This is a genomic window from Kitasatospora purpeofusca, assembly GCF_036010405.1.
Taxonomy (GTDB): domain Bacteria; phylum Actinomycetota; class Actinomycetes; order Streptomycetales; family Streptomycetaceae; genus Kitasatospora; species Kitasatospora purpeofusca.
Window position 1 is genome coordinate 8865088 of the sequence record NZ_CP108561.1, and the last position, 18784, is coordinate 8883871.

Genomic DNA, 18784 nt, shown 5'->3' on the forward strand with positions numbered 1-18784 from the left:
CCCGGCCTCACCTCAGGTGCCGGCCGAAGAACTGCGCCGCGGCGTCCCCCGCGAACCGGGGGACTCCGGTGTGCCCGCCGAGATTGGCGTTCAGTGTCTTCTCCGCGGAGCCGAACGCGTCGAAGAGGTCCAGGGACGCCTGCCGGTCGTTCCCCTCGTCGTCCCACTGCAGCAGGACGTGCAGCGGAACGGTGACCCGGCGGGCCTCCTCGAACGTGGCGGCGGGCACGAAACTGCCCGCGAACAGGACGGCGGCCGCGATGCGCGGCTCGACGAGCGCCAGCCGGGTGCCGATGGCGATCACTCCGCCCGAGTACCCGACCGGGCCGCCGATCCCCGGCAGTGCGAGGAGAGCGTCCAGGGCCGCCCGCCACTCCGGGACGGCCTGATCGACGAGGGGGAGGACGAGCCGGTCCACGATCTCGGGGCCGACCGGTTCGCCGGCCGCCATGGCCCGGCGCAGATCGGCACGGGCCTGCTCGGTGACGGCGGAACGGGGCCGGTCGCCGCTGCCGGGGAGTTCGAGGGTGGCCGAGGCGAAGCCGTCCGCCGCGGACTGCCGGGCCCGGTCCAGCAACCGGGGGTACATCCGCTCCAGTCCGCCGGGGTGGCCGAGCAGGATCAGCGGCACCGGTGCGGAGGGGGAGACGGACGCGGGCGTCCAGAGGATGCCGGGGATCCCGTCGAGGATGAATCCGCGTTCGAGGACGCCGTCGTCGAGGCGCTGCTCGGAGGTGAATCGCATGGTCGTGCCTTTCGGGAGTGCTCTTGAACGGCGCTCCCGGACGACCTATCGCCCGACCATGACTCCGGAGGGGAGCACCCATGTCGATACTGCGTTCACGGGTACCACCTCCTCGTTCTCTCGCACGGCCACCGGGAATCTAGCAGTGGCCGCCCCGGCCCGCCAAACGGTTTTCCCGGAGCGGTGCGGTGGTGAGGCCCCCGGCCGGGAGGTGCGGGGCGCCGACATGGCGCAGCGGTGAACGCGCGGCACCGTTCGGGTACACGCGAATCCTCCCGGGGCACCTTCCCCGGGCAAGTTCCGGGAATCCCTTGCCTGGACATGTCCGTGACATGTTCCATGGGGCCATGGGGCGTAGCGAGCTCGTTCTGATGACCGACCACGGCTCGACCGAGGGCAGTCGGGAAACGCTGGCCACCGCGGTGCGGCGGCTGACCGGGCAGGCACCGTTCCTGCTCGACGCGCGGCACTTCATGACCGGCGGCGCGGTCGGCCCCGCCGGCGGCGGACGGGTGCGGGGCACCGGCGACGGGCTTGCCCTCGAAGTCCCCGCCGAAGGTCTCGCGCTGACCGCTCGGACGGTGCTCCTGTACGAGATACCGCCGCACCGCCGCCACGAACTCACCGACTTCCAGCGGCTGCTGCGCGACAACGGGGTCCGCTCGCTCGGCACCGCCGCCGACGGCTGGCGGGCGGCCACCGACAAGCGGCTCACCGTCGAGTGCTTCGCCCGGGACGGCGTCCGCCAGATGCCCACGGTCACGCTCGACCGGCCCACCCGGGCCGAGGCCGCCGAGGTGTTCGAACGGCTCGGCGGCGACGTCTGGGCCCGCCCGGCCCTCGGCATGAGCGGGGAGGACGTCTTCCACGTCACCACCCGCGCCCAGCTCGCCGAGGCGGCCGAGCGCTACGCCGAGGCCGGTACCGCCTGGCTGCTCGCCGCCGACGCCCGCAACTTCGCCCCGGACGGACGGCGGCACCAGTACCGGGTGACCGTTCTCGCCGGCCGGGCGCTCCGCGCCGTCGAACACGTGCAGGACGACCCGGACCAGCCGTGCAACCTCGCCCGGGGCGCCGTCTTCACCCCGCTGCCCGTCGACGCGCTGCCCGCCGGGCTGGCGGAGCTGGCGGTCGCGGCCACCCGCTCGGTGGGGCTGCCGTTCGCTGCGGTCGACCTCGCGGGGGAGAGCGGAGGGGCGGTCTTCGAGGTCAACGTCCACCCGGCGTTCGGCTCGCCCGGCGCACTGGAGGCGGTCGCCCTGCCGTACGTGGCCGCCCACCTCGGGCCGGCGGCCTGACCGGGGCCCTTCTCCGGCGCGCGAATTGACGCTTCGTCGACCCGGCACGCGCCGGAGTGCACCCGGGGCGCGAGGCGCACGCACGAGCCCTCCGCGGGGCCCGCGCATCGACCGGGGCGCGCTCCGCGCCGAGTCGTGGCCGCACCCCTGGTCGAAGCACCCCTCCGGGGGGTACTAGACTCGGAGAGGTTGTGAAGGCACCTCGTTCGGTGAGGCGTCGCCATGGACACAGGCCACTGACCCCACGACGTCGAGAGACGCCCAGGGTCAGGACAGGTCTCCCCGGCCTAAGGGGTGACCCCAAGTGGCTGCACCCCTCGGGACCATCCCGGGTGCTACGCCGTGGCGTGCCAAAGCTCTGACGAGATCAAGGGGTGCCCACCCGACGCTGCGGCGCCCGTGCGCGCCCGCTCGCCGGTGTGGACCCTCCTGATGGCCCGGTTACGGCGACCCCGCGCGGGCGCCCCGACGGCGAGGAGGTGAGAGCGATGGAGTGCAGTAGTAGTCCGGGTCGAAGTAGGCCCCTCCCCAGGACGTCCCTCATTTCTTCCGGCACCCGGTGCCCCTCCTCCCGTACCGCTCCCGACCCACGCCGTCGTACCGCCCGCCGCTGACCCGGCGCGCCGCGCGGCCAGGGCGCCGTGCGCGGTGGAGGACGACCGGGCGCCCCCCGCCTGCCCCGCACCCCCGACCTGCTGTGTCCGGTGCGGTGGCCCCCGAACCGCGGAGGTACCCCGTCATGTCCGACTGGCGTGTGCGCGCAGTGCGTGCGAGCAAGCTCCCCTTCACCCGTCCCACCAACCCGGCCGGCGGCACCACGCCCGCCCAGCCCGCCCCCGAGCACTCGATGGACCCGCGCCCGGACCAGCAGGTCGAGCACGTGAGCCTGGAGCGCTCCGTCGTCGACGCCGGCGTCTACTTCGACGGCCGCCGACTCGCCTCCGCCACCGATCTCGCCGGCGTCTACCGCGAACTGCCCGGCAAGCCCGGCACCATGGCCTGGATCGGCCTCTACCGCCCCGCCGAGGCCCAGCTGCTGGAGGCCGCCGAGCGGTTCAACCTGCACGAACTGGCCGTCGAGGACGCCATCGTGGCCCACCAGCGCCCCAAGCTGGAGCGCTACGGCGACACCCTCTTCGTGGTGCTGCGCGCCGCCCGCTACCTGGACGACGTGGAGGAGGTCGACTTCGGCGAGATCCACCTCTTCGTCGGCCCCGACTTCGTCCTCACCGTCCGCCACTCCCAGGCCCCCGACCTCTCCGCGGTCCGCCGCCGCCTGGAGGCCGACCCCGAACTCCTGGCCCTCGGCCCGGAGGCTGTGCTCTACGCCGTCCTGGACGCCGTGGTGGACGGCTACGCCCCGGTCATCGCCGGCCTCCAGCACGACATCGACGAGATCGAGACCGAGGTCTTCGGCGGCGACCCGCAGGTCTCCCGGCGCATCTACGAACTCTCCCGCGAGGTCATCGAGTTCCAGCGGGCCACCCGGCCACTGCTGGAGATCATGCAGAGCCTGGAGGCCGGCTTCGAGAAGTACGGCACCGACGAGGAACTCCGCCGCTACCTGCGCGACGTCGCCGACCACGCCACCTACGCGGCCGAGCGCGTCGACGGCTTCCGCCAGATGCTCCAGAACATCCTCACCGTCAACGCCACCCTGGTCTCCCAGCGCCAGAACGAGGAGATGAAGCAACTCGCCGAGGCCGGCCACGTCCAGAACGACGAGATCAAGAAGATCTCCTCCTGGGCCGCCATCCTCTTCGCCCCGACCCTGATCGGCACCGTCTACGGCATGAACTTCACCGACATGCCCGAACTCAAGTGGGCCTACGGCTACCCGTTCGCGATCGCCCTCATGGCCCTCGTCTGCACGAGCCTCTACCTCATCTTCAAGCGCCGCAACTGGCTGTAGCGGCAGGGCGGTCGGGACCCTCCGACGGGGGCGGCGCCGGGTGTCCGGCTCCGCCCCCGCGGTGTCCGGCGCCGGGGTTGTCGTCGGGGTGGTTGTCGGGGTCGGAGCGCGACCGGAGGATGAGGGGAGGGGGGTCGGGGACCGCCCGGAGGGGGAGGGCGGATCCGTCTGGCGGGGCATGGGCGGGTGGTCGGTGTGCGTGTTAACTTCCGGCACATGGGATCACGTGGGGCACGTGGGGTGGCGGCGCAGCAGGCGATCGAGGGGCTTCGGGAGCTGGCCGGAGCGGGGTTGGGGGCCGAGCGGGTGTTCCGCAGAGCGGACGAGCTTTTGCGGGGTGTCCTGGAGTACGACGCGGTCTGCTGGCACTCGGCGGATCCGGCGACCGGGCTGGTGAACTCGGTGCTGAGCGACGACCTCAGTCTGGACGGGTTCGAGAACGCGGTGCGCCTGGAGGTGTGGGCGGACGATGTGGCGACGTTCTCGGCGATCCGGCGCAGCGGGGTGCGGGCGGAGACGCTGAGCCGGGCGACCCGGGGGCGGCTGATGGAGAGCGTGCGGTTCCGGGAGCAGATCCGGCCGGCGGGGTTCGGCGACGAACTGCGGGCCGTGTTCGACGCGCACGGCGGGATGTGGGGGTGCGCGGTCTTCATGCGGGTGCCCGGCCGGGGGCCGTTCCTGGCCCGGCACCGGGAGCTCGCGGACCTCGCCGCGCGGCACCTCGGCAATGCGCTGAGGGCCTGTCATGTCCCGACGGCCGACGTGGGGCCGGGCCGGGCGGCGGACGCGGGGCCGGCGGTGGTGGTGCTCGGTCGGGGGAACCGGCCGATCGCGATCTCCGGCCCGGCGGAGGAACTGCTCGGCCGGCTCTCCGACCCGAGCCGGACTTCGCTGCGGGTCCCGACGGCGGTCGCGATGGCCGCCGAGCAGGCCCGCCGGGTGGCCCACGGCCTGCCCGTGCCGCAGTCGAAGATCCGGGTGCAGGACGGCGACGGCCGCTGGTACGTGCTGCACGGTTCGGCGTTGAAGGGCGGCGCCGAGGACCTGGTGACGGTGGTGGCGGCACCGGCGACGCCCGCCGACGCGATGCCGCTGTACCTCTCGGCGTACGGGCTGACGGCGCGGGAGCAGGAGGTGGCGCTGCTGCTGGTGCGGGGGTGCGACACCCGGGACGTGTCGCGGCTGCTGGCGATGAAGCCGTACACGGTGCAGGACCATCTGAAGTCGGTGTTCGCCAAGGCCGGTGTGGCCAGCCGGCGGGAGCTGGTCGCGCGGATCATGCTGGGCGGTGGGGTGTCGTAGCGGCGGGGCCCGGGGTGTACGTTCTGACGGGTCGGTGGCGGGCGGGGGTGGTCGGGGGCCGGCCCTCCCCGGTCGCGGGAACCGTCGATCGTTAGCTGACAACGGGGGGTCCCGCACGGGGGCCCGCCGGGCCGTCCGGAGGGGGCCAGGGATGAGCGTGGAGGATACCGCCGGTTCGGCGGGCAGCGGTCGGGGCGACGGGGAGACCCCGGAGGTGGCGGCCACGGCCACGGCCACCGGGGACCGTGCCGCCGCTGGAGGCGCGGACGGCGGCAAGGACGGCGGCAGGGACGACGGCGGGGACAGCTCCCCCGACGCCGGTGCGGGCGGCGGTGCGGACGAGGACGGCAGGGGCAAGCGCGGGAAGGTGAAGAAGAAACGGCCGTTCTGGCAGGAACTGCCGATCCTGATCGGCATCGCCCTGCTGCTCTCACTGGGCATCAAGACCTTCTTCGTCCAGGCCTTCTCCATCCCCTCGGGTTCGATGCAGCACACGCTGGAGAAGGACGACCGGGTCCTGGTCGACAAGTTCACCCCGTGGTTCGGCGCCGAGCCGGAGCGCGGTGAGGTGGTGGTCTTCAAGGATCCGGGCGGCTGGCTGGACTCGGTTCCCCGGGTGAAGGGCAACGCGTTCGTCGAGGGGATCCGGACGGCGCTCGGCACGGTCGGCCTGCTGCCCTCCGACAACGAGAAGGACCTCATCAAGCGGGTGATCGCGGTCGGCGGCGACACCGTCGAGTGCCGGGAGGGCAGCCCGGTCAAGGTCAACGGCGCGGCGCTGGACGAGCCGTACCTGTACCCGGGCGCGACGCCGTGCGGTGACGCGCCGGTGGGCACGGTGACGGTGCCCAAGGACCATCTGTGGGTGATGGGGGACCACCGCAACGACTCGCGCGACTCGCGCTTCCACGTCAACGAGCCCGGCGGCGGGTTCGTCCCGGTGAAGAACGTGATCGGCCGGGCCTTCGTGGTCGCCTGGCCGCTGTCGCGCTGGGACACCCTGCCGGTGCCGGACACCTTCGACCAGAAGGGCCTCGCGGCGGGGGCTCCGGACGGCCTCGGTGGGCGTGGCGGGGAGGGTCCGGCCGAGCCTTCGGCGCCGGAGGCCGCCCTGGTGGCCGCAGCCGTTCCGTTCGTCCTGCGGCAGCGCCGCCGGGCGGGAAGGGCGGAGCAGTCCGAGCGGGTGGAGCGGACGGAGCGGGCGGGGGACGCCGACCGCTGAGGGTGCCGGGTCCGGTGCCCGTCGAACAACTCCGCCGCCGTCTCCGCCCCGGTCCTCCCGGGGCCGGGGCCGGCGGCGGACCGCTTTGTGGGGGAGGGAGGCCGTGGGGGCGGCCGGGGGGCCGGTCAGGCCGGGCCGTGCCAGCCGGGGGGACGGCCGTAGCGGGCGAGGAAGAGGTCGACGCCGGACCCGATGGTGCGGGCGAGTTCGTCGTCGTCCACCGGAGTGGCGGGCGCGAAGGTGTGCACCAGCTGCGGGATGCCGACGGTACAGGCCACCAGCTGCTGGACGGCCAGCTTCGGGTCCGGCACGTGCAGCTCGCCCTTGGCGGTGAGGTCGGTGAGCATCTCGACCAGCGGGCCGTTGTTCATGTCGTAGGTGACCAGGTACCAGAGCTGGCCGAGCTGCGGGAAACGGTCGATCTCGCCGATCACCAGGCGGCGCAGCAGCATGATCTCGGGGCGCAGCAGGATGCGGGCGAGCTCGGTGCTGTGCCGGACGAGGGCGGTGCGCACGTCCGGGGCGTCGGCGAGGGCGCGGGCGGGCGGCGTCAGGTCGGCGTAGGTCTTGGGCAGCACACCGCTGACGACGGCCAGGAACAGGCGTTCCTTGCTGCCGAAGTGCTTGTAGATGGTGGCCTTGGAGACGCCGGACCGGTTGGTGATGACGTCCATCGAGGCGGCCGAGTACCCCTCGGCGAGGAATTCCGCGAGGGCGGCGTTGATGATCGCCTGGCGCTTGCGGGCCGCGGCGTCGCCCGGTGCCGGGATGATCGGCATCCCGTACTCGTCGGTGGCGTCCTGGCGCTCGGCTCCCATGCGTCCGTCCTTCGTCCTTCGTCGGGGGTGGGAAGGGGGCTTCCCTGGCGGGGGTGGGCTACTGCGACGGGATGGTACCGACCGATTGGGGTGGTAGTGACCGGTCCGGGTGATTGGACCGTTCAGTATAGGAACTGAACCGTTTGGTCCGCAAAGCCCGCGAGCGCCGGACCTGCGGCGACGCCGGCCGGGAAGGCCAGATTGAACAGGCCGATCGCGCCGCCCTGCCGCTCCGGTGCGAGCCCGCCGACCGCCGAACCCGTGAGCACCCCCTGCCCGCGGGCCGTGACCAGTGCGCTGAGCGCCGAGCCGAGCAGCACGACCGGGGGCCACGGTGCGAAGGCCGCCGCGGCGGCGGCCGCCGTCGAACCCGCCGCGAGCAGGACCCGGACCCGTCCCGTCCCCAGGGCCGGGGCGAGCCGTACCAGTTGCCAGGAGAGCAGCGCGCCGGCGAGCGCCGCGGACGCGACTGCGGCGCCGGTGGGCAGCGGGCCCCAGCCGGTGAGCGCGGTCACCCGGCGCGGGGCGCCGTACACCAGGGCGAAGTTGACGGTGGCGAGCGCGAGCATGAGCAGCGCCGGGCGGCGGAAGCCGGGCCGCCGCAGCAGGCCCAGCGGCAGGGCCTCGCGCAAGCGCGGCCGAGGGCTTCCGGCCTCTCCTGCCTCTCCTGCCTGCAGTGCCTGCGCTGCCCGTCCGGCCGGTCCGGCCGGGCGCAGCACGGCGGGGAGCACCGCGAGGGCGAGCAGCGGCATGACCAGCGCGGCCCGCCAGCCGAGAAGTTGCGCGGCGCCCGCGCCGACGAACAGGCCGAGCGTGCCGCCGGCCGCGTTGCCGATCGCGACCAGGCCGGTGGAGCGGCCGGTGCGGTCGCGGCCGGCGATCCGGAACGCCGCGACGGTCAGCCCCGCCGCCCCGGCGGCCTCCACCGCCCGCCCCGCCGCCAGCGGCAGCAGGGCGGAGGGCGAGGCCAGCACGATCGCGGCGCCGAGGGCGACCAGCGCCGCGCCGGCCCGGACCAGGGCGGCGGGGCCGCGCCGCCCGGCGGTGCCGGAGAGCAGCGGGGTGCCGGCCAGCAGGCCGAGGCCGTAGGCGGTCATCAGCCAGGCCGCCGAGGCGGTCGGGACGCGCAGGGCGTGGGCGGCGGTGGGCAGGGCCAGGCTCGGCCCGGAGATCCCGCTCGCGGCGGCGGCGATCAGCAGCGCCGCAGCCGTCGTGCCCGGCGCCCGCCGGCCCGGCGCGGTGGTGGCACCCCGGTGGCGGGCGGCGGGGGTGCGCGAGGCGGCGGGGTGGCGGGATGCGGTGGGGGCGGGACCGAGGGCGGGGGTGGGCCGGGCGGCGAGCCGGGCCGGGAAGGCGCTCATACCGGCATCCGGCCCATCAGACCGCGCGAGAAGTCCTGCTGGGCGCGGTGGAGCTCGGCCACCGTGTTCATCACGAAGGGCCCGCTACGGGCGACCGGTTCGCCGATCGGCTCGCCGGCCAGGACGAGGACCTCGGCCGGCCCGTCCACGGCCCGGACCGTGAAGCCCTCGCCGTCGTGGTCGAGGACGGCGAGGTGGCCGTCGGGCAGCGGGACGCCGGCGGTCTCGGCCCGGCCGGTCAGGGTGTGGAACGCGGCGGTGTGGTGGGCCGGAGCGGTGAACGTCGCCGAGCCGCCGGCGGCGAGCCGGGCGTGCACCACCAGGAGCGGGGTGTGGGTCCCGAAGGGCGCGGTCGCGCCGTGGGTGGTCCCGGCGAGGACGATCAGCTCGGCGCCCTCGGCGGTGCGGACCACGGGCAGGTCGGCGGCCTCGGCGTTCTGACTGCGCGGCGGCACCCCCTTGAGCCGCGCGGGCAGGTTCACCCAGATCTGCAGCATGTGCTGGCGGCCGCCGGCGGCGAGGAACTCCGGGGTGGGCAGGGCCTCGTGCACGATGCCCGAGCCGGCGGTCAGCCACTGGACGCCGCCGCCGCGGACCACGGCCCGGTGGCCCCGGGAGTCGGCGTTCGCGATGTCGCCGTCGATGACGTACTGGATGGTCTCGAAGCCCCGGTGCGGGTGCGGGGGAGCCCCCTTGGCCTCGCCGGGGGCGAGGTCCACCGGGCCGACCTGGTCGACCATCAGGAAGGGGTCGAGGAAGGGCAGCTCGGCGGTGGGGAAGGGGCGGCGGACGGGGAAGCCCGCGCCCTCGAAGGTGTGGAACGGGGGGACGACGCGGGCGACGGAGCGGACGGTCGCCGGGGCGGTGTGCACGGGTGTCGTGGTCATGGGTCGACTGAACTACACCATTCAGTTCAGTGTCAAGACTGAACAGTTCAGTTGACAGGATGAACTGGTCCGTCTAGTTTTCTCGGTGTCGACCCCGGCAGTCACCACCGCACCGGCAGTCACACTCGTGTCACACAGGCCGTCACATCCCCATCGAGGAGTACGTCATGACCGCGTCCAAGATCTTCGCCATCTCCGGTTCGCTGCGCGCCGACTCGCACAACACCCGGCTGCTGAAGGCCGCCCAGAAGTTCAACCCGGGCGGCCAGGAGATCGAGATCTACGAGGGCCTGCGCGAGATCCCGCCGTACGACCTGGACCTCGACACCCCCGAGCTGCGCCCGGCCGTCGTCGAGGACCTGCGCCGCCGGGTCGCCGAGGCCGACGGCCTGCTGATCGCCACCCCCGAGTTCAACTACTCCATCCCCGGCGTGCTCAAGAACGCCATCGACTGGCTGAGCACCGACTGGACCCGCACCGAGGGCCTGCCGCTGCACCGCAAGCCGGCCGCCATCCTCGGCGCCGCGCCGACCAACTTCGGCACCGTCCGCGCCCAGCTGGCGCTCCGCCAGGTCTTCGTCTGGACCGAGACCGACGTCGTGGTGAAGCCCGAGGTCATCGTCTTCCGGGCGCACGAGCGCTTCGACGAGGAGGGCAACCTCACCGACGAGATCACCATCGGCCTGCTCCAGGGCCTGCTGACCGCGCTCCAGGAGAAGATCGACGCCAAGGCGGAGCGCGCGGCCCGCGGCTGACGCCCCGGCAGCAGCACCGCACGTACGACGGGGGAAGCAGAGAGATGTCCGACCACAGCGCACCAGCACAGAACACGACCACCACCACAACCACAACCACGACCACGCCGACGCCCACGCCGACGCCCACGGCCCCGGTCACCGTCACCGCGGCCCACCTGGGCACCGCCACCGTCCTGCTGCGGATCGGCGACCTGACCGTCCTCACCGACCCGGCCCTCGACCCCGGCCCGGCCGACTACCCGGCGGCCCGCCCGCTGCGCCGCACGGCCGGCCCGGCGCTCGCCGCCGACCAGCTGCCGCCGATCGACCTGGTCCTGCTCTCCCACGACCAGCACGCCGACAACCTCGACCCGACCGGCCGGACCGTGCTGGCCCGCGCCACCACCGTGCTCACCACACCCGAGGCCGCCGAACGGCTCGGGGGAGCGGCCGAGGGGCTGGCGACCTGGGAGAGCCGTCGCATCACCGCCGGCGCCACGACCGTCACCGTGACGGCCACGCCCGCCCGGCACGGCCCGCCCGGTACCGAGGAGGCCACCGGCCCGGTCACCGGCTTCGTCGTCGAGTACGAGGGCGGCACCCTCTACCTCTCCGGGGACACCGTCCGCCACGACGCGCTGGCGGGCATCGCCGAACGCTTCGCCGTGGACACCGCCTTCCTGCACCTGGGCGACGCCCACTTCCCGTCCACCGGCGACCGGGCGTTCTCGATGAGCGCCCGCGAGGGGGCCGAACTCGCCCGGCTCCTGGGCGCCCGCACCGTGGTCCCGGTCCACTACGAGTCCTGGGAGCACCTCGGCGAGGACCCGGCCGCCATCACCGGGGCCTTCTCGGCCCCCGACCTGACCGGCCGGCTGCGCCTGCTGACCCCGGGCGTCGCCGAGTCGCTCTGAGCGGCCCCGCCGCGCACACCGGGCCCGGTCCGGGAGTCGCCGCGCCGATCTGGTACCGCCCCGGCCGCCGGGTCTGATCAGGCCGCCGGCTCCGGTCGGGCCACCGACCCCTGATCGGGCCGTCCGGCTCCGACCAGGGCCGGGCGGCGCCCGGTCGCCGGGTGCCCAGGGACCCGTCCGTCCCTCCGTGACAGGGGTACGGAGGGACGGACGGACGGCGGGCACCCCGGCGACCGGGGATCCGGGGCCACCCGGGTGGGATTGGCCCTGGCCCGGTGGTGGCGGACGCGGTCAGGATGGGGGGATGAGCGACTTCCACGACGGGCTGCGGCCCGAGAGCCGGATCGTCCACCCGCCCGTGACCGAGGTGACCGGAAGCCGGCCGCTGGGCGTGCCGATCCATCAGGGCCACGTCTTCGCGTTCCCCGACGGCGACGCGCTGGCGGAGGCCTTCGCCGGGCCCGACCGGGCCTTCCTCTACAACCGGCTGGGCAATCCGACGGTCCGTTCGCTGGAGCACGCGGTGGCCGGGCTGGAGGGCGGCAGCGGTGCGCTGGCCGCCTCCTCCGGGATGGGCGCGATCAACACCGTGCTGCTCGCGCTGCTCCGCTCCGGGGACCACGTGATCGCCCAGGAGAGCCTGTACGGCGGCACCTTCGCGGCCCTGGCCGATCTGGCCGCGCGCTGGGGCGTGGAGGTCACCCACGTCCGGGGCGACGACCCGGAGGAGGTCCGAGCCGCCCTGCGGCCCACCACCCGGCTGCTGTACCTGGAGACGGTCTCCAACCCGACCGCGCGGGTCACCGACCTGCCGGCCCTGATCGGCGTCGCCCGGGAGGCGGGGGTGCTGAGCGTGGTGGACAACACCTTCACCACCCCGCTGCTCTGCCGCCCGATCGAGCACGGGGCGGACGTCGTGGTCCACTCGGCCACCAAGTACCTGGGCGGCCACTCCGACGTGCTGGCCGGGGTCGCCGTTTTCGCCGACGCCGACCTGCACCACCGGGTCTGGGAGCACGGCGTCGAACTCGGTGCCTCCCTGGACCCGTTCGCCGCCTGGCTTACCCTGCGCGGGATGCAGACCCTGGGCCTGCGGATGCGTCGGCACTGCGAGTCCGCGCTCGACCTGGCCGGACGGCTCGCCGCCCACCCGGCGGTCACCACCGTGCACCACCCGGGTCTGCCGGGCCACCCGGACCACGAGCTGGCCCGCCGACTGCTGCCGGAGGGCCAGGGCGGGGTGTTCGCCGTCGACCTGGCCGGCGGGCGCGAGGCCGCGGGTGCCTTCGTCGGCGCGCTCCGCCTCGCCTCGCTCGCGCCCTCGCTCGGCGGGGTCCACACCCTCGTCATGCACCCGGCCAGCACCTCGCACCGCCAGCTCTCGGACGAGGAGTTGGCGGCGGCCGGGATCGGCCCCGGCACCGTTCGGCTCGCCGTCGGCATCGAGCACCCCGAGGACCTCTGGGCCGATCTGGAACAGGCCCTGGGCAAGCTCTGAGCCCGAGCCCCGGGCGGACGCCGAACCCGGCCGCCCGGGGCTGCCGAGCCCGCGCCCGCTGCGCCCGGCCCCGCTGAGCCCGGCCCCACTGCGCCCGGCCCCGCTGCGCCCGGGCTCCGCTACGCCCGGCCCTGCTGCGCCCGGGGCGGCGGCCGGAGCCTCGGCCGGGCCGCCAGGACGGCGATGTCATCCTCCGCCGGGTGCCCCGAGGCCGGGCCGAGGGCGTGCAGCGCGGCGTCGAGCAGGTCGTCCAGCGGGCCGGTGACCGGCAGCCGCAGGGCGGCCAGCCGGGCCAGCGAGACGTCGATGTCCTCGCCGCGCCGCTCCACCAGCCCGTCCGTGTACAGCAGCAGGGTCTCGCCCGGCAGCAGGGTCCGGGTGGTCTGCTCGTAGCCGCCGACCCCGGTGCCGAGCGGCGGGCCGGTCGGGATCCGCAGCAGTTCGGTGGGCCGACCGGGCGCGATCATGGCGGGCGGGAGGTGCCCGGCGCAGGAGAAGGTCCACCGGCCCCGGCCGGGGTCGGCGAGCGCGAGCAGGCAGGTCGCGGGGCGGGCGGACTCGTTGGCGGCGATGACGGTGTCCAGCTGGCGCAGGATCCGGTGCGGCGGCAGGTCCATGCCCGCGACGTCGCGCAGGGTGGAGCGGTAGTTGCTCATGTCGACGGCGGCCTCGACGCCGTGGCCCATCACGTCGCCCATGACCAGCAGGGTCCGGCCGAACGGCAGCCGGACGGTCTCGTACCAGTCGCCGCCGACCACCGAGCTGCTGCCGGACGGCAGGTAGCGGGAGGCGAGTTCGAGGTTCTGGTGCGGGTTGCCCGGCTCGCTGAGCAGGGCGCGCTGGAGGTCGAGCGCGATGCCCTGGGAGCGGCTGTAGCGGCGGGCGTTGTCGATGCCGGACGCGGCCCGGGCGGCGAGGTCGCCGACCAGCACCGCATCGTCCGGGCCGAAGCCGGGGGAGGCGGCGGTGCGGGCCAGGGTCAGCAGGCCGACCATCTCACCGCGCGCGGTGAGCGGCAGCACCAGCAGCGAGGTGACCCCGGCGGAGCGGAAGGCGGCGGCGGTGTGCGGATCGGGCGCCGCAGCGGCGAGTTCCTCGGCGCCCTGCGGGGCGAGCAGCACGGCGACCCCGGAGGCCAGGGCGCGGGCCGCCACCGACCCCTCGCGGTGGCGCACCGACTCGCCGGGGCGGGCCAGCGCTCCGACGTCCGGGCGCAGCGCGGCCGCGGCGGCGAGTCCGGCCCGGTGGAACCGCAGGCCGGGTGCCCCGCCGGGCCGGGCGGCGGTGTCCGGCGGCAGGACGTCGACGGTGGCGAGCTCGGCCAGCCGGGGCACGGCGAACGCGGCGAGTTCGGCGCCGGTGGTGTCGATGTCGAGGGTGGTGCCGATCCGCTCGGCGGCGGCCTCCAGGAGGGCGAGCCTGGTCCGCGCCCGGGTGAGTTCGCGGCGCAGCTCCTGGACCGGATCGGGATCGTCCAGGACGGCCACGATCACGCCGATGACGCGGCCGCCGGTGGTGAGCGGCCGGTAGCGGACCCGCAGGCCGACCGGGACGGGCGTGCCCGGGCCGTCCGGGCCGCCGGTGACGTGCTCGCGGTCGCGGCCGTCGTCCAGGACCCTGCGCAGCGTGCCGACGGCCTCGGCGAAGGCGGTGTCCGGGGCCGGGCGGCCCAGCAGGTCCGTCGGGTGCAGACCGGTGACGGTGGCGAAGGCGGCGTTCAGGTACGACCAGCGCAGTTCGGTGTCGAGCAGGGCGACGCCGGTCGGCAGGGCGTCGAGCAGTTCACGCAGGAGGTCGGGGTTGTCGCTGTCGGTAGTGCCCGGGCCGCTCCCGGAGAGCGCCGCGGCCGCCGCCGTGAGCGCGGTGGTGTCCGCGTTCGTGGGGGTGCCGCCGTCTCCTCCGTCCTCGTGCCGGAACCGCATAGGTCCATGATCACGCCCTGCGGCGCGGCTCGCCCAGGGAGTCGCGCATCCTTGACCGGTCGGCGGGATTCCGGTATCGGGTCGCGGGGGGACGGGGCGACGGCCCGCGCCCGGCCGCTCAGGCCCCGGCGGGTCGCTTGAGCTTGGCCCAGACGGCCTCCAGCGCGGCGATGTCGCCGTCGTCGAGGCGGTCGTCGAAGGCCTCGGCGAGTGCCGCCCGGCGGGTGGCGTCGGCCTCGGTGAACAGCCGCCGGCCCTCCGCGGTGAGCGCGATCCGCACCGAGCGGGCGTCGGTGGGGGAGGGGGCGCGCTCGACCAGGCCGCGGGCCTGCAGGGCGTCGACGACCCGGGAGACCTGGCTGCGGCTGAGCAGGGTCTTGGCGCCGAGGTCGGAGGCGGCGACCGGTTCGCTCTGGCCGCGCAGCCAGAGCATCACCTCGAACCAGGAGAGCGGCAGGTCGTGGGCCCGGGCGAGGGCCTGGTCGACCCGGGCGCTCAGGGTCGTGCCCGCCCAGACCAGGCCGTAGAAGGCGTGGTCGCGGGCGGTGAGGTCCCCCAGGGTGAGGTCGGTGCGCTGCGACATACCGGGAAGCCTACCTTTTTGCGTGTGTGCGCACGCATCCCTGCTATAGTGTGTGTGCACGCACACAAATGACGTCTGCAGATCCAAGGAGTCCCCGTGACCACCAGTGACCGGATCGTTCTCATCACCGGCACCTCCAGCGGCATCGGCCTGGCCGCCGCCGTCGCCGCGGCCGGCGCGGGCCTGCGCGTCGTCGCCACCATGCGCGACACCGGCCGCTCCGGCCCGCTGACGAAGGCCGCCGAGGCGGCCGGCGTCGCGGACCGGATCGAGATCGCCCGGCTCGACGTCACCGACGCCGACTCCGTGGCCGGGTGCCTGGCGGACGTCGTCGCCCGGCACGGCCGCCTCGACGCCGTGGTCAACAACGCGGGCGCCGGCCGGGTCGGCACCGTCGAGCAGGACGGACTCGCCCACGTCCGCGAGGTGATGGAGGTCAACTTCTTCGGCGTGGTCGACGTGACCCGGGCCGCGCTGCCGCACCTGCGGGCGAGCGGCGGCCGGGTCGTCACCGTCACCAGCGTCGGCGGCGTGGTCGGCCAGCCCTTCAACGAGGCCTACTGCGCGGCCAAGTTCGCCGTCGAGGGCTTCATGGAGTCGCTCGCCCCGGTCGCCGCGACCGTCGGCGTCACCGTCACGGTCGTCGAACCGGGCGCCGTGGCCAGCGAGTTCGTCGCCAGCCAGGGCATCGACCTGCCGGCCCTGCTGGCCGCCGCCGGTCCGTACGCGCCCGCGCTGGACGCCTACGCGGCCCGCACCCGGACGGCCTTCGACCAGGCGCAGAGCGCGGAGGGGGCCGCGGCGGGCATCGTCGCCGCGCTCACCGCCGAGCGGCCGCCGTTCCGCGTCCAGACCTCGGACCGGGCCCGCGCCTTCGTCGCGGCCAAGCTCGCGGACCTGGACGGGTCCGCCGTCCAGGGCATCACGGCCGGCTGGGTGGCCTGAGCCCGGGCTCGGCCGGGGCGGCCCCGGTCCCCGGCGGCGGTGACGGTCACGGGACGCCGCCGGGGACGCGCACCGGTCAGGCCCCGGTGAGCACGACCAGCTGCCGGGTCGCCCGGGTCATCGCGACATAGCGGTCCACGGCGCCGCCGACGCCCTCGCCGAAGCCCGCCGGGTCGACCAGGACGACCAGGTCGAACTCCAGCCCCTTCGCCAGCCGCGGCGTGAGCGCCCGGATCCGGCCGCTCGCCCGGAACTCCTCGCGGCCGCTCGCGCCGAACTCCGCCGCGAAGGCCGCGTCGCCGATGACGCAGGCCGTGCCCTCGGCGTGCGCCGCCAGCCAGTCGGCCAGCATGCCGTCCAGATCGGCGAGCGGACCGCGGGTGACCGGCACCCCGCTGCTGCGCACCGAGGTGGGGACGTTGGCGTCCGGCAGGGCGGCCCGGATCACCGGCTCGGCCTCCGCCATGACCTCCTCCGGCGTCCGGTAGTTGACGCTCAGCGAGGCCACCTGGGCGCGGTCGAGACCGATCCGGGCCAGCCGCTCCTGCCAGGACTCGGTGAAACCGTCCCGGGCCTGGGCCCGGTCGCCGACGATGGTGAAGCTCCGGGACGGGCAGCGCGACAGCAGCATCTGCCACTCGGCGTCGGTGAGTTCCTGCGCCTCGTCGACCACGATGTGAGCGAACGGCCCGGCCAACCGGTCCGGGGCCACGGTGGGCAGGGAACTGCCGTCGACCAGGGTGTCCTTGAGGTCCTGGCCGCGCAGCATGGCGACGGCCCCCTCGCCGTCGTGGTCGGAGTCGATGATGGCGGTGATGACATCGGCCATCCGGTCGCGTTCGGCGGCCAGGGCGACCTGCTCCCGGCGCTTGCGGCGGGCGTCCGCCGGGTCGCCGAGCCGCTGCCGGGCCGCGTCCAGGATCGGCAGGTCCGACACCGTCCACGCCTGCGGCTCGGCGCGCTGCAGCAGCCGGACCTCCTCGGGGGCGAGCCAGGGGGCGCACAGCCGCAGGTAGGCGGGCACCGTCCACAGATCGCCGACCACGTCGGCGGCCTCCAGCAGCGGCCAGGCCCGGTGCAGGGCCGCGACCAGCTCCCGGTCCCGCCGCAGCGAGCGCTGGAACAGCTCGACCGGGATGTCCTCGCCGCCCTTCAGCTTCGCCAGCAGGATCTCCGCCAGCTCCGCCCACACCTCCTCGCGCGCCTCGTTGTGCGGCGTGCCCGGGTCGGTGGCCGAGAAGGCCTCGGCCCAGTCGTCGGGGTCCAGCCGGACGTCCGCCCAGTCGGTCGTGACCGTCATGCCCTCGGTGGGCGGCTCCTCGTAGATCCGCACGGCCTGGTCCACCGCCCGCACCATGCCCGCCGAGGACTTCAGCCGGGCCACCTCCGGGTCGGGCTCGGCCGCCGCGCCCGCGCCTTCGGCGACCAGGTCCCGCACGGTGCAGGTCTGCACCCCCTCCTCGCCGAGGCTGGGCAGCACGTCGGCGACGTAGTCCAGGTAGGGCTGGTGCGGGCCGACGAACAGCAGGCCGCCGCGCCGGTGCCCCAGGCGCGGGTCGGAGTAGAGCAGGTACGCGGAGCGGTGCAGGGCGACCACGGTCTTGCCCGTGCCGGGACCGCCGTCGACGACCAGCGCACCGCGCGAGCCGGCCCGGACGATGGCGTCCTGGTCGGCCTGGATGGTGGCCAGCACGTCCCGCATCTTCGCCGAGCGGCTGGTGCCCAGCGTGGCGATGAACGCCGACTGGTCGTCCAGGGCGGCGTGCCCGTCGAGGCCCTCGGCGGCGAACACCTCGTCCCAGTAGTCGGTGATCCGACCCCTGGTCCAGCGGTAGCGGCGGCGGCTGGCCAGGCCCATCGGGCCGGCGTGGGTCGCGGCGAAGAACGGTTCGGCGGCGGGCGAACGCCAGTCGATCAGCAGCCGGCGGCCCTCGGGGTCGGTCAGGCCGAGGCGCCCGATGTACACCGGCTCGTCGCCGTCCGCCGGGACGATCCGCCCCAGGCACAGGTCCAGCCCGAAGCGGCGCAGGGCGCGCAGCCGGCCGGTCAGCCGGTGGACCTCCAGGTCCCGGTCCATCGAGGCCCGGCCGGAGCCGCCGGGAGCGCGGAGGGCGGCGTCGAGGCCGTCGGAGGCCTCGGCGATCGTCCGGTCAAGGCTCTCCGTGACGGCCGCGAAGTGCCGCTCGTCCGGGCCGACCAGGGCCGGGTCCGCCTTGGCGGAGAGACGGTCGGGAAGGTCGAACACGCTGGTGGTGGGGGTGGTCATGGCAGCGGTTCCGATCCGTTGTTCCGACTGGGGCTGGTGCACTGAGCAAAACTCCGAGGGGGCTCGTTCCGGGTACAGACCGTTGATTGTGCGGCAGGACGGGGGCCTTGCGGCAAGGCCCCCCTTGCGGTATAGGTTAGAGCTGGCAAGAGGAGTGTGACGAACTACCGCTCCCGCCGCCCTTCCTCCCGGTCCTCCGTCCTCCCCGGTTCCCCTTCCGCGCTCCCCGGTGCGTCCCGTCCGCCTCCTCGCGGCGTTCCGCCCTCCTCCGTGCCGCGTCCTGCCGGTGCCGGTGCCGGCCGGGAACCCCGCCGGTGGGCGGTGTGACAACGGGTCATACTGGCTGGTGCCCAGGGCGGTGTCGTGCCCGGGAG

15 protein-coding genes and 1 riboswitch are annotated in these 18784 nt (G+C 74.8%); of the genes, 8 read left to right on the forward strand and 7 right to left on the reverse strand.

Going from position 1 to position 18784, the window contains the following annotated elements:
- Positions 1 to 7: 7 nt before the first annotated feature.
- Positions 8 to 745: a dienelactone hydrolase family protein gene (locus OG715_RS38590; protein WP_266272574.1), complete on the reverse strand. Its 738-nt coding sequence runs from the start codon at positions 743 to 745 to the stop codon at positions 8 to 10.
- Between the two features lie 347 nt (positions 746 to 1092).
- Between OG715_RS38590 and OG715_RS38595 the strand changes: the two genes are divergently transcribed.
- From OG715_RS38595 to lepB, 4 genes are all read left to right on the forward strand, one after another.
- Positions 1093 to 2043 carry an ATP-grasp domain-containing protein gene (locus OG715_RS38595; protein WP_266272573.1) on the forward strand — a complete coding sequence of 317 codons (951 nt, stop codon included), beginning with the start codon at positions 1093 to 1095 and terminating at the stop codon, positions 2041 to 2043.
- Between the two features lie 194 nt (positions 2044 to 2237).
- Positions 2238 to 2424: riboswitch (M-box (ykoK) riboswitch) on the forward strand.
- Positions 2425 to 2782: 358 nt separating this feature from the next.
- Positions 2783 to 3955: a magnesium and cobalt transport protein CorA gene (locus tag OG715_RS38600; protein WP_266272572.1), complete on the forward strand. Its 1173-nt coding sequence runs from the start codon at positions 2783 to 2785 to the stop codon at positions 3953 to 3955.
- A 216-nt stretch (positions 3956 to 4171) separates the two neighbouring features.
- On the forward strand, positions 4172 to 5257 hold the full coding sequence (locus OG715_RS38605; RefSeq protein WP_266272571.1) for a helix-turn-helix transcriptional regulator: 1086 nt from the start codon (positions 4172 to 4174) through the stop codon (positions 5255 to 5257).
- A 151-nt stretch (positions 5258 to 5408) separates the two neighbouring features.
- Entirely contained in the window at positions 5409 to 6479 is a 1071-nt protein-coding gene (gene lepB, locus OG715_RS38610) for a signal peptidase I (protein ID WP_266272570.1), read from the forward strand.
- Positions 6480 to 6604: 125 nt separating this feature from the next.
- Here the strand turns inward: lepB and OG715_RS38615 are convergent, their stop codons facing one another.
- The 3 genes from OG715_RS38615 to OG715_RS38625 form a co-directional block, all read right to left on the reverse strand.
- Positions 6605 to 7297, reverse strand: a complete 693-nt coding sequence (locus OG715_RS38615; protein WP_266272568.1) for a TetR/AcrR family transcriptional regulator — start codon at positions 7295 to 7297, stop codon at positions 6605 to 6607.
- Between the two features lie 122 nt (positions 7298 to 7419).
- A complete protein-coding gene (locus OG715_RS38620; protein ID WP_266272567.1) occupies positions 7420 to 8658 on the reverse strand; it encodes an MFS transporter in 1239 nt (412 codons plus the stop codon).
- Positions 8655 to 9545, reverse strand: coding sequence for a pirin family protein (locus tag OG715_RS38625; RefSeq protein WP_266272566.1), 891 nt, complete (start codon positions 9543 to 9545; stop codon positions 8655 to 8657). The genes OG715_RS38620 and OG715_RS38625 overlap by 4 nt, the downstream gene beginning before the upstream one ends.
- A 167-nt stretch (positions 9546 to 9712) precedes the next feature.
- On the opposite strand from OG715_RS38625, the gene OG715_RS38630 reads away from it, so the two are divergent.
- The 3 genes from OG715_RS38630 (at position 9713) to OG715_RS38640 (ending at position 12694) form a co-directional block, all read left to right on the forward strand.
- A complete protein-coding gene (locus tag OG715_RS38630) occupies positions 9713 to 10300 on the forward strand; it encodes an NADPH-dependent FMN reductase (RefSeq protein ID WP_266272565.1) in 588 nt (195 codons plus the stop codon).
- Between the two features lie 44 nt (positions 10301 to 10344).
- Positions 10345 to 11196 carry an MBL fold metallo-hydrolase gene (locus OG715_RS38635; protein ID WP_266272564.1) on the forward strand — a complete coding sequence of 284 codons (852 nt, stop codon included), beginning with the start codon at positions 10345 to 10347 and terminating at the stop codon, positions 11194 to 11196.
- A gap of 304 nt (positions 11197 to 11500) precedes the next feature.
- Positions 11501 to 12694: a trans-sulfuration enzyme family protein gene (locus OG715_RS38640; RefSeq protein ID WP_266272563.1), complete on the forward strand. Its 1194-nt coding sequence runs from the start codon at positions 11501 to 11503 to the stop codon at positions 12692 to 12694.
- 119 nt (positions 12695 to 12813) lie between these two features.
- Here OG715_RS38640 and OG715_RS38645 read toward each other — a convergent pair whose 3' ends face one another.
- Both OG715_RS38645 and OG715_RS38650 read right to left on the reverse strand, forming a co-directional pair.
- Positions 12814 to 14616, reverse strand: coding sequence for a SpoIIE family protein phosphatase (locus OG715_RS38645; RefSeq protein WP_266272562.1), 1803 nt, complete (start codon positions 14614 to 14616; stop codon positions 12814 to 12816).
- A gap of 118 nt (positions 14617 to 14734) precedes the next feature.
- Entirely contained in the window at positions 14735 to 15199 is a 465-nt protein-coding gene (locus OG715_RS38650; RefSeq protein WP_266272561.1) for a MarR family winged helix-turn-helix transcriptional regulator, read from the reverse strand.
- A 96-nt stretch (positions 15200 to 15295) separates the two neighbouring features.
- Between OG715_RS38650 and OG715_RS38655 the strand changes: the two genes are divergently transcribed.
- Complete coding sequence (locus OG715_RS38655) at positions 15296 to 16144, forward strand: SDR family NAD(P)-dependent oxidoreductase (protein ID WP_266272560.1); 849 nt, start codon at positions 15296 to 15298, stop codon at positions 16142 to 16144.
- Between the two features lie 76 nt (positions 16145 to 16220).
- On the opposite strand, the gene helR is transcribed toward OG715_RS38655, so the two are convergent.
- On the reverse strand, positions 16221 to 18410 hold the full coding sequence (gene helR / locus OG715_RS38660; RefSeq protein WP_266272559.1) for an RNA polymerase recycling motor ATPase HelR: 2190 nt from the start codon (positions 18408 to 18410) through the stop codon (positions 16221 to 16223).
- Between the last annotated feature and the right edge of the window lie 374 nt (positions 18411 to 18784).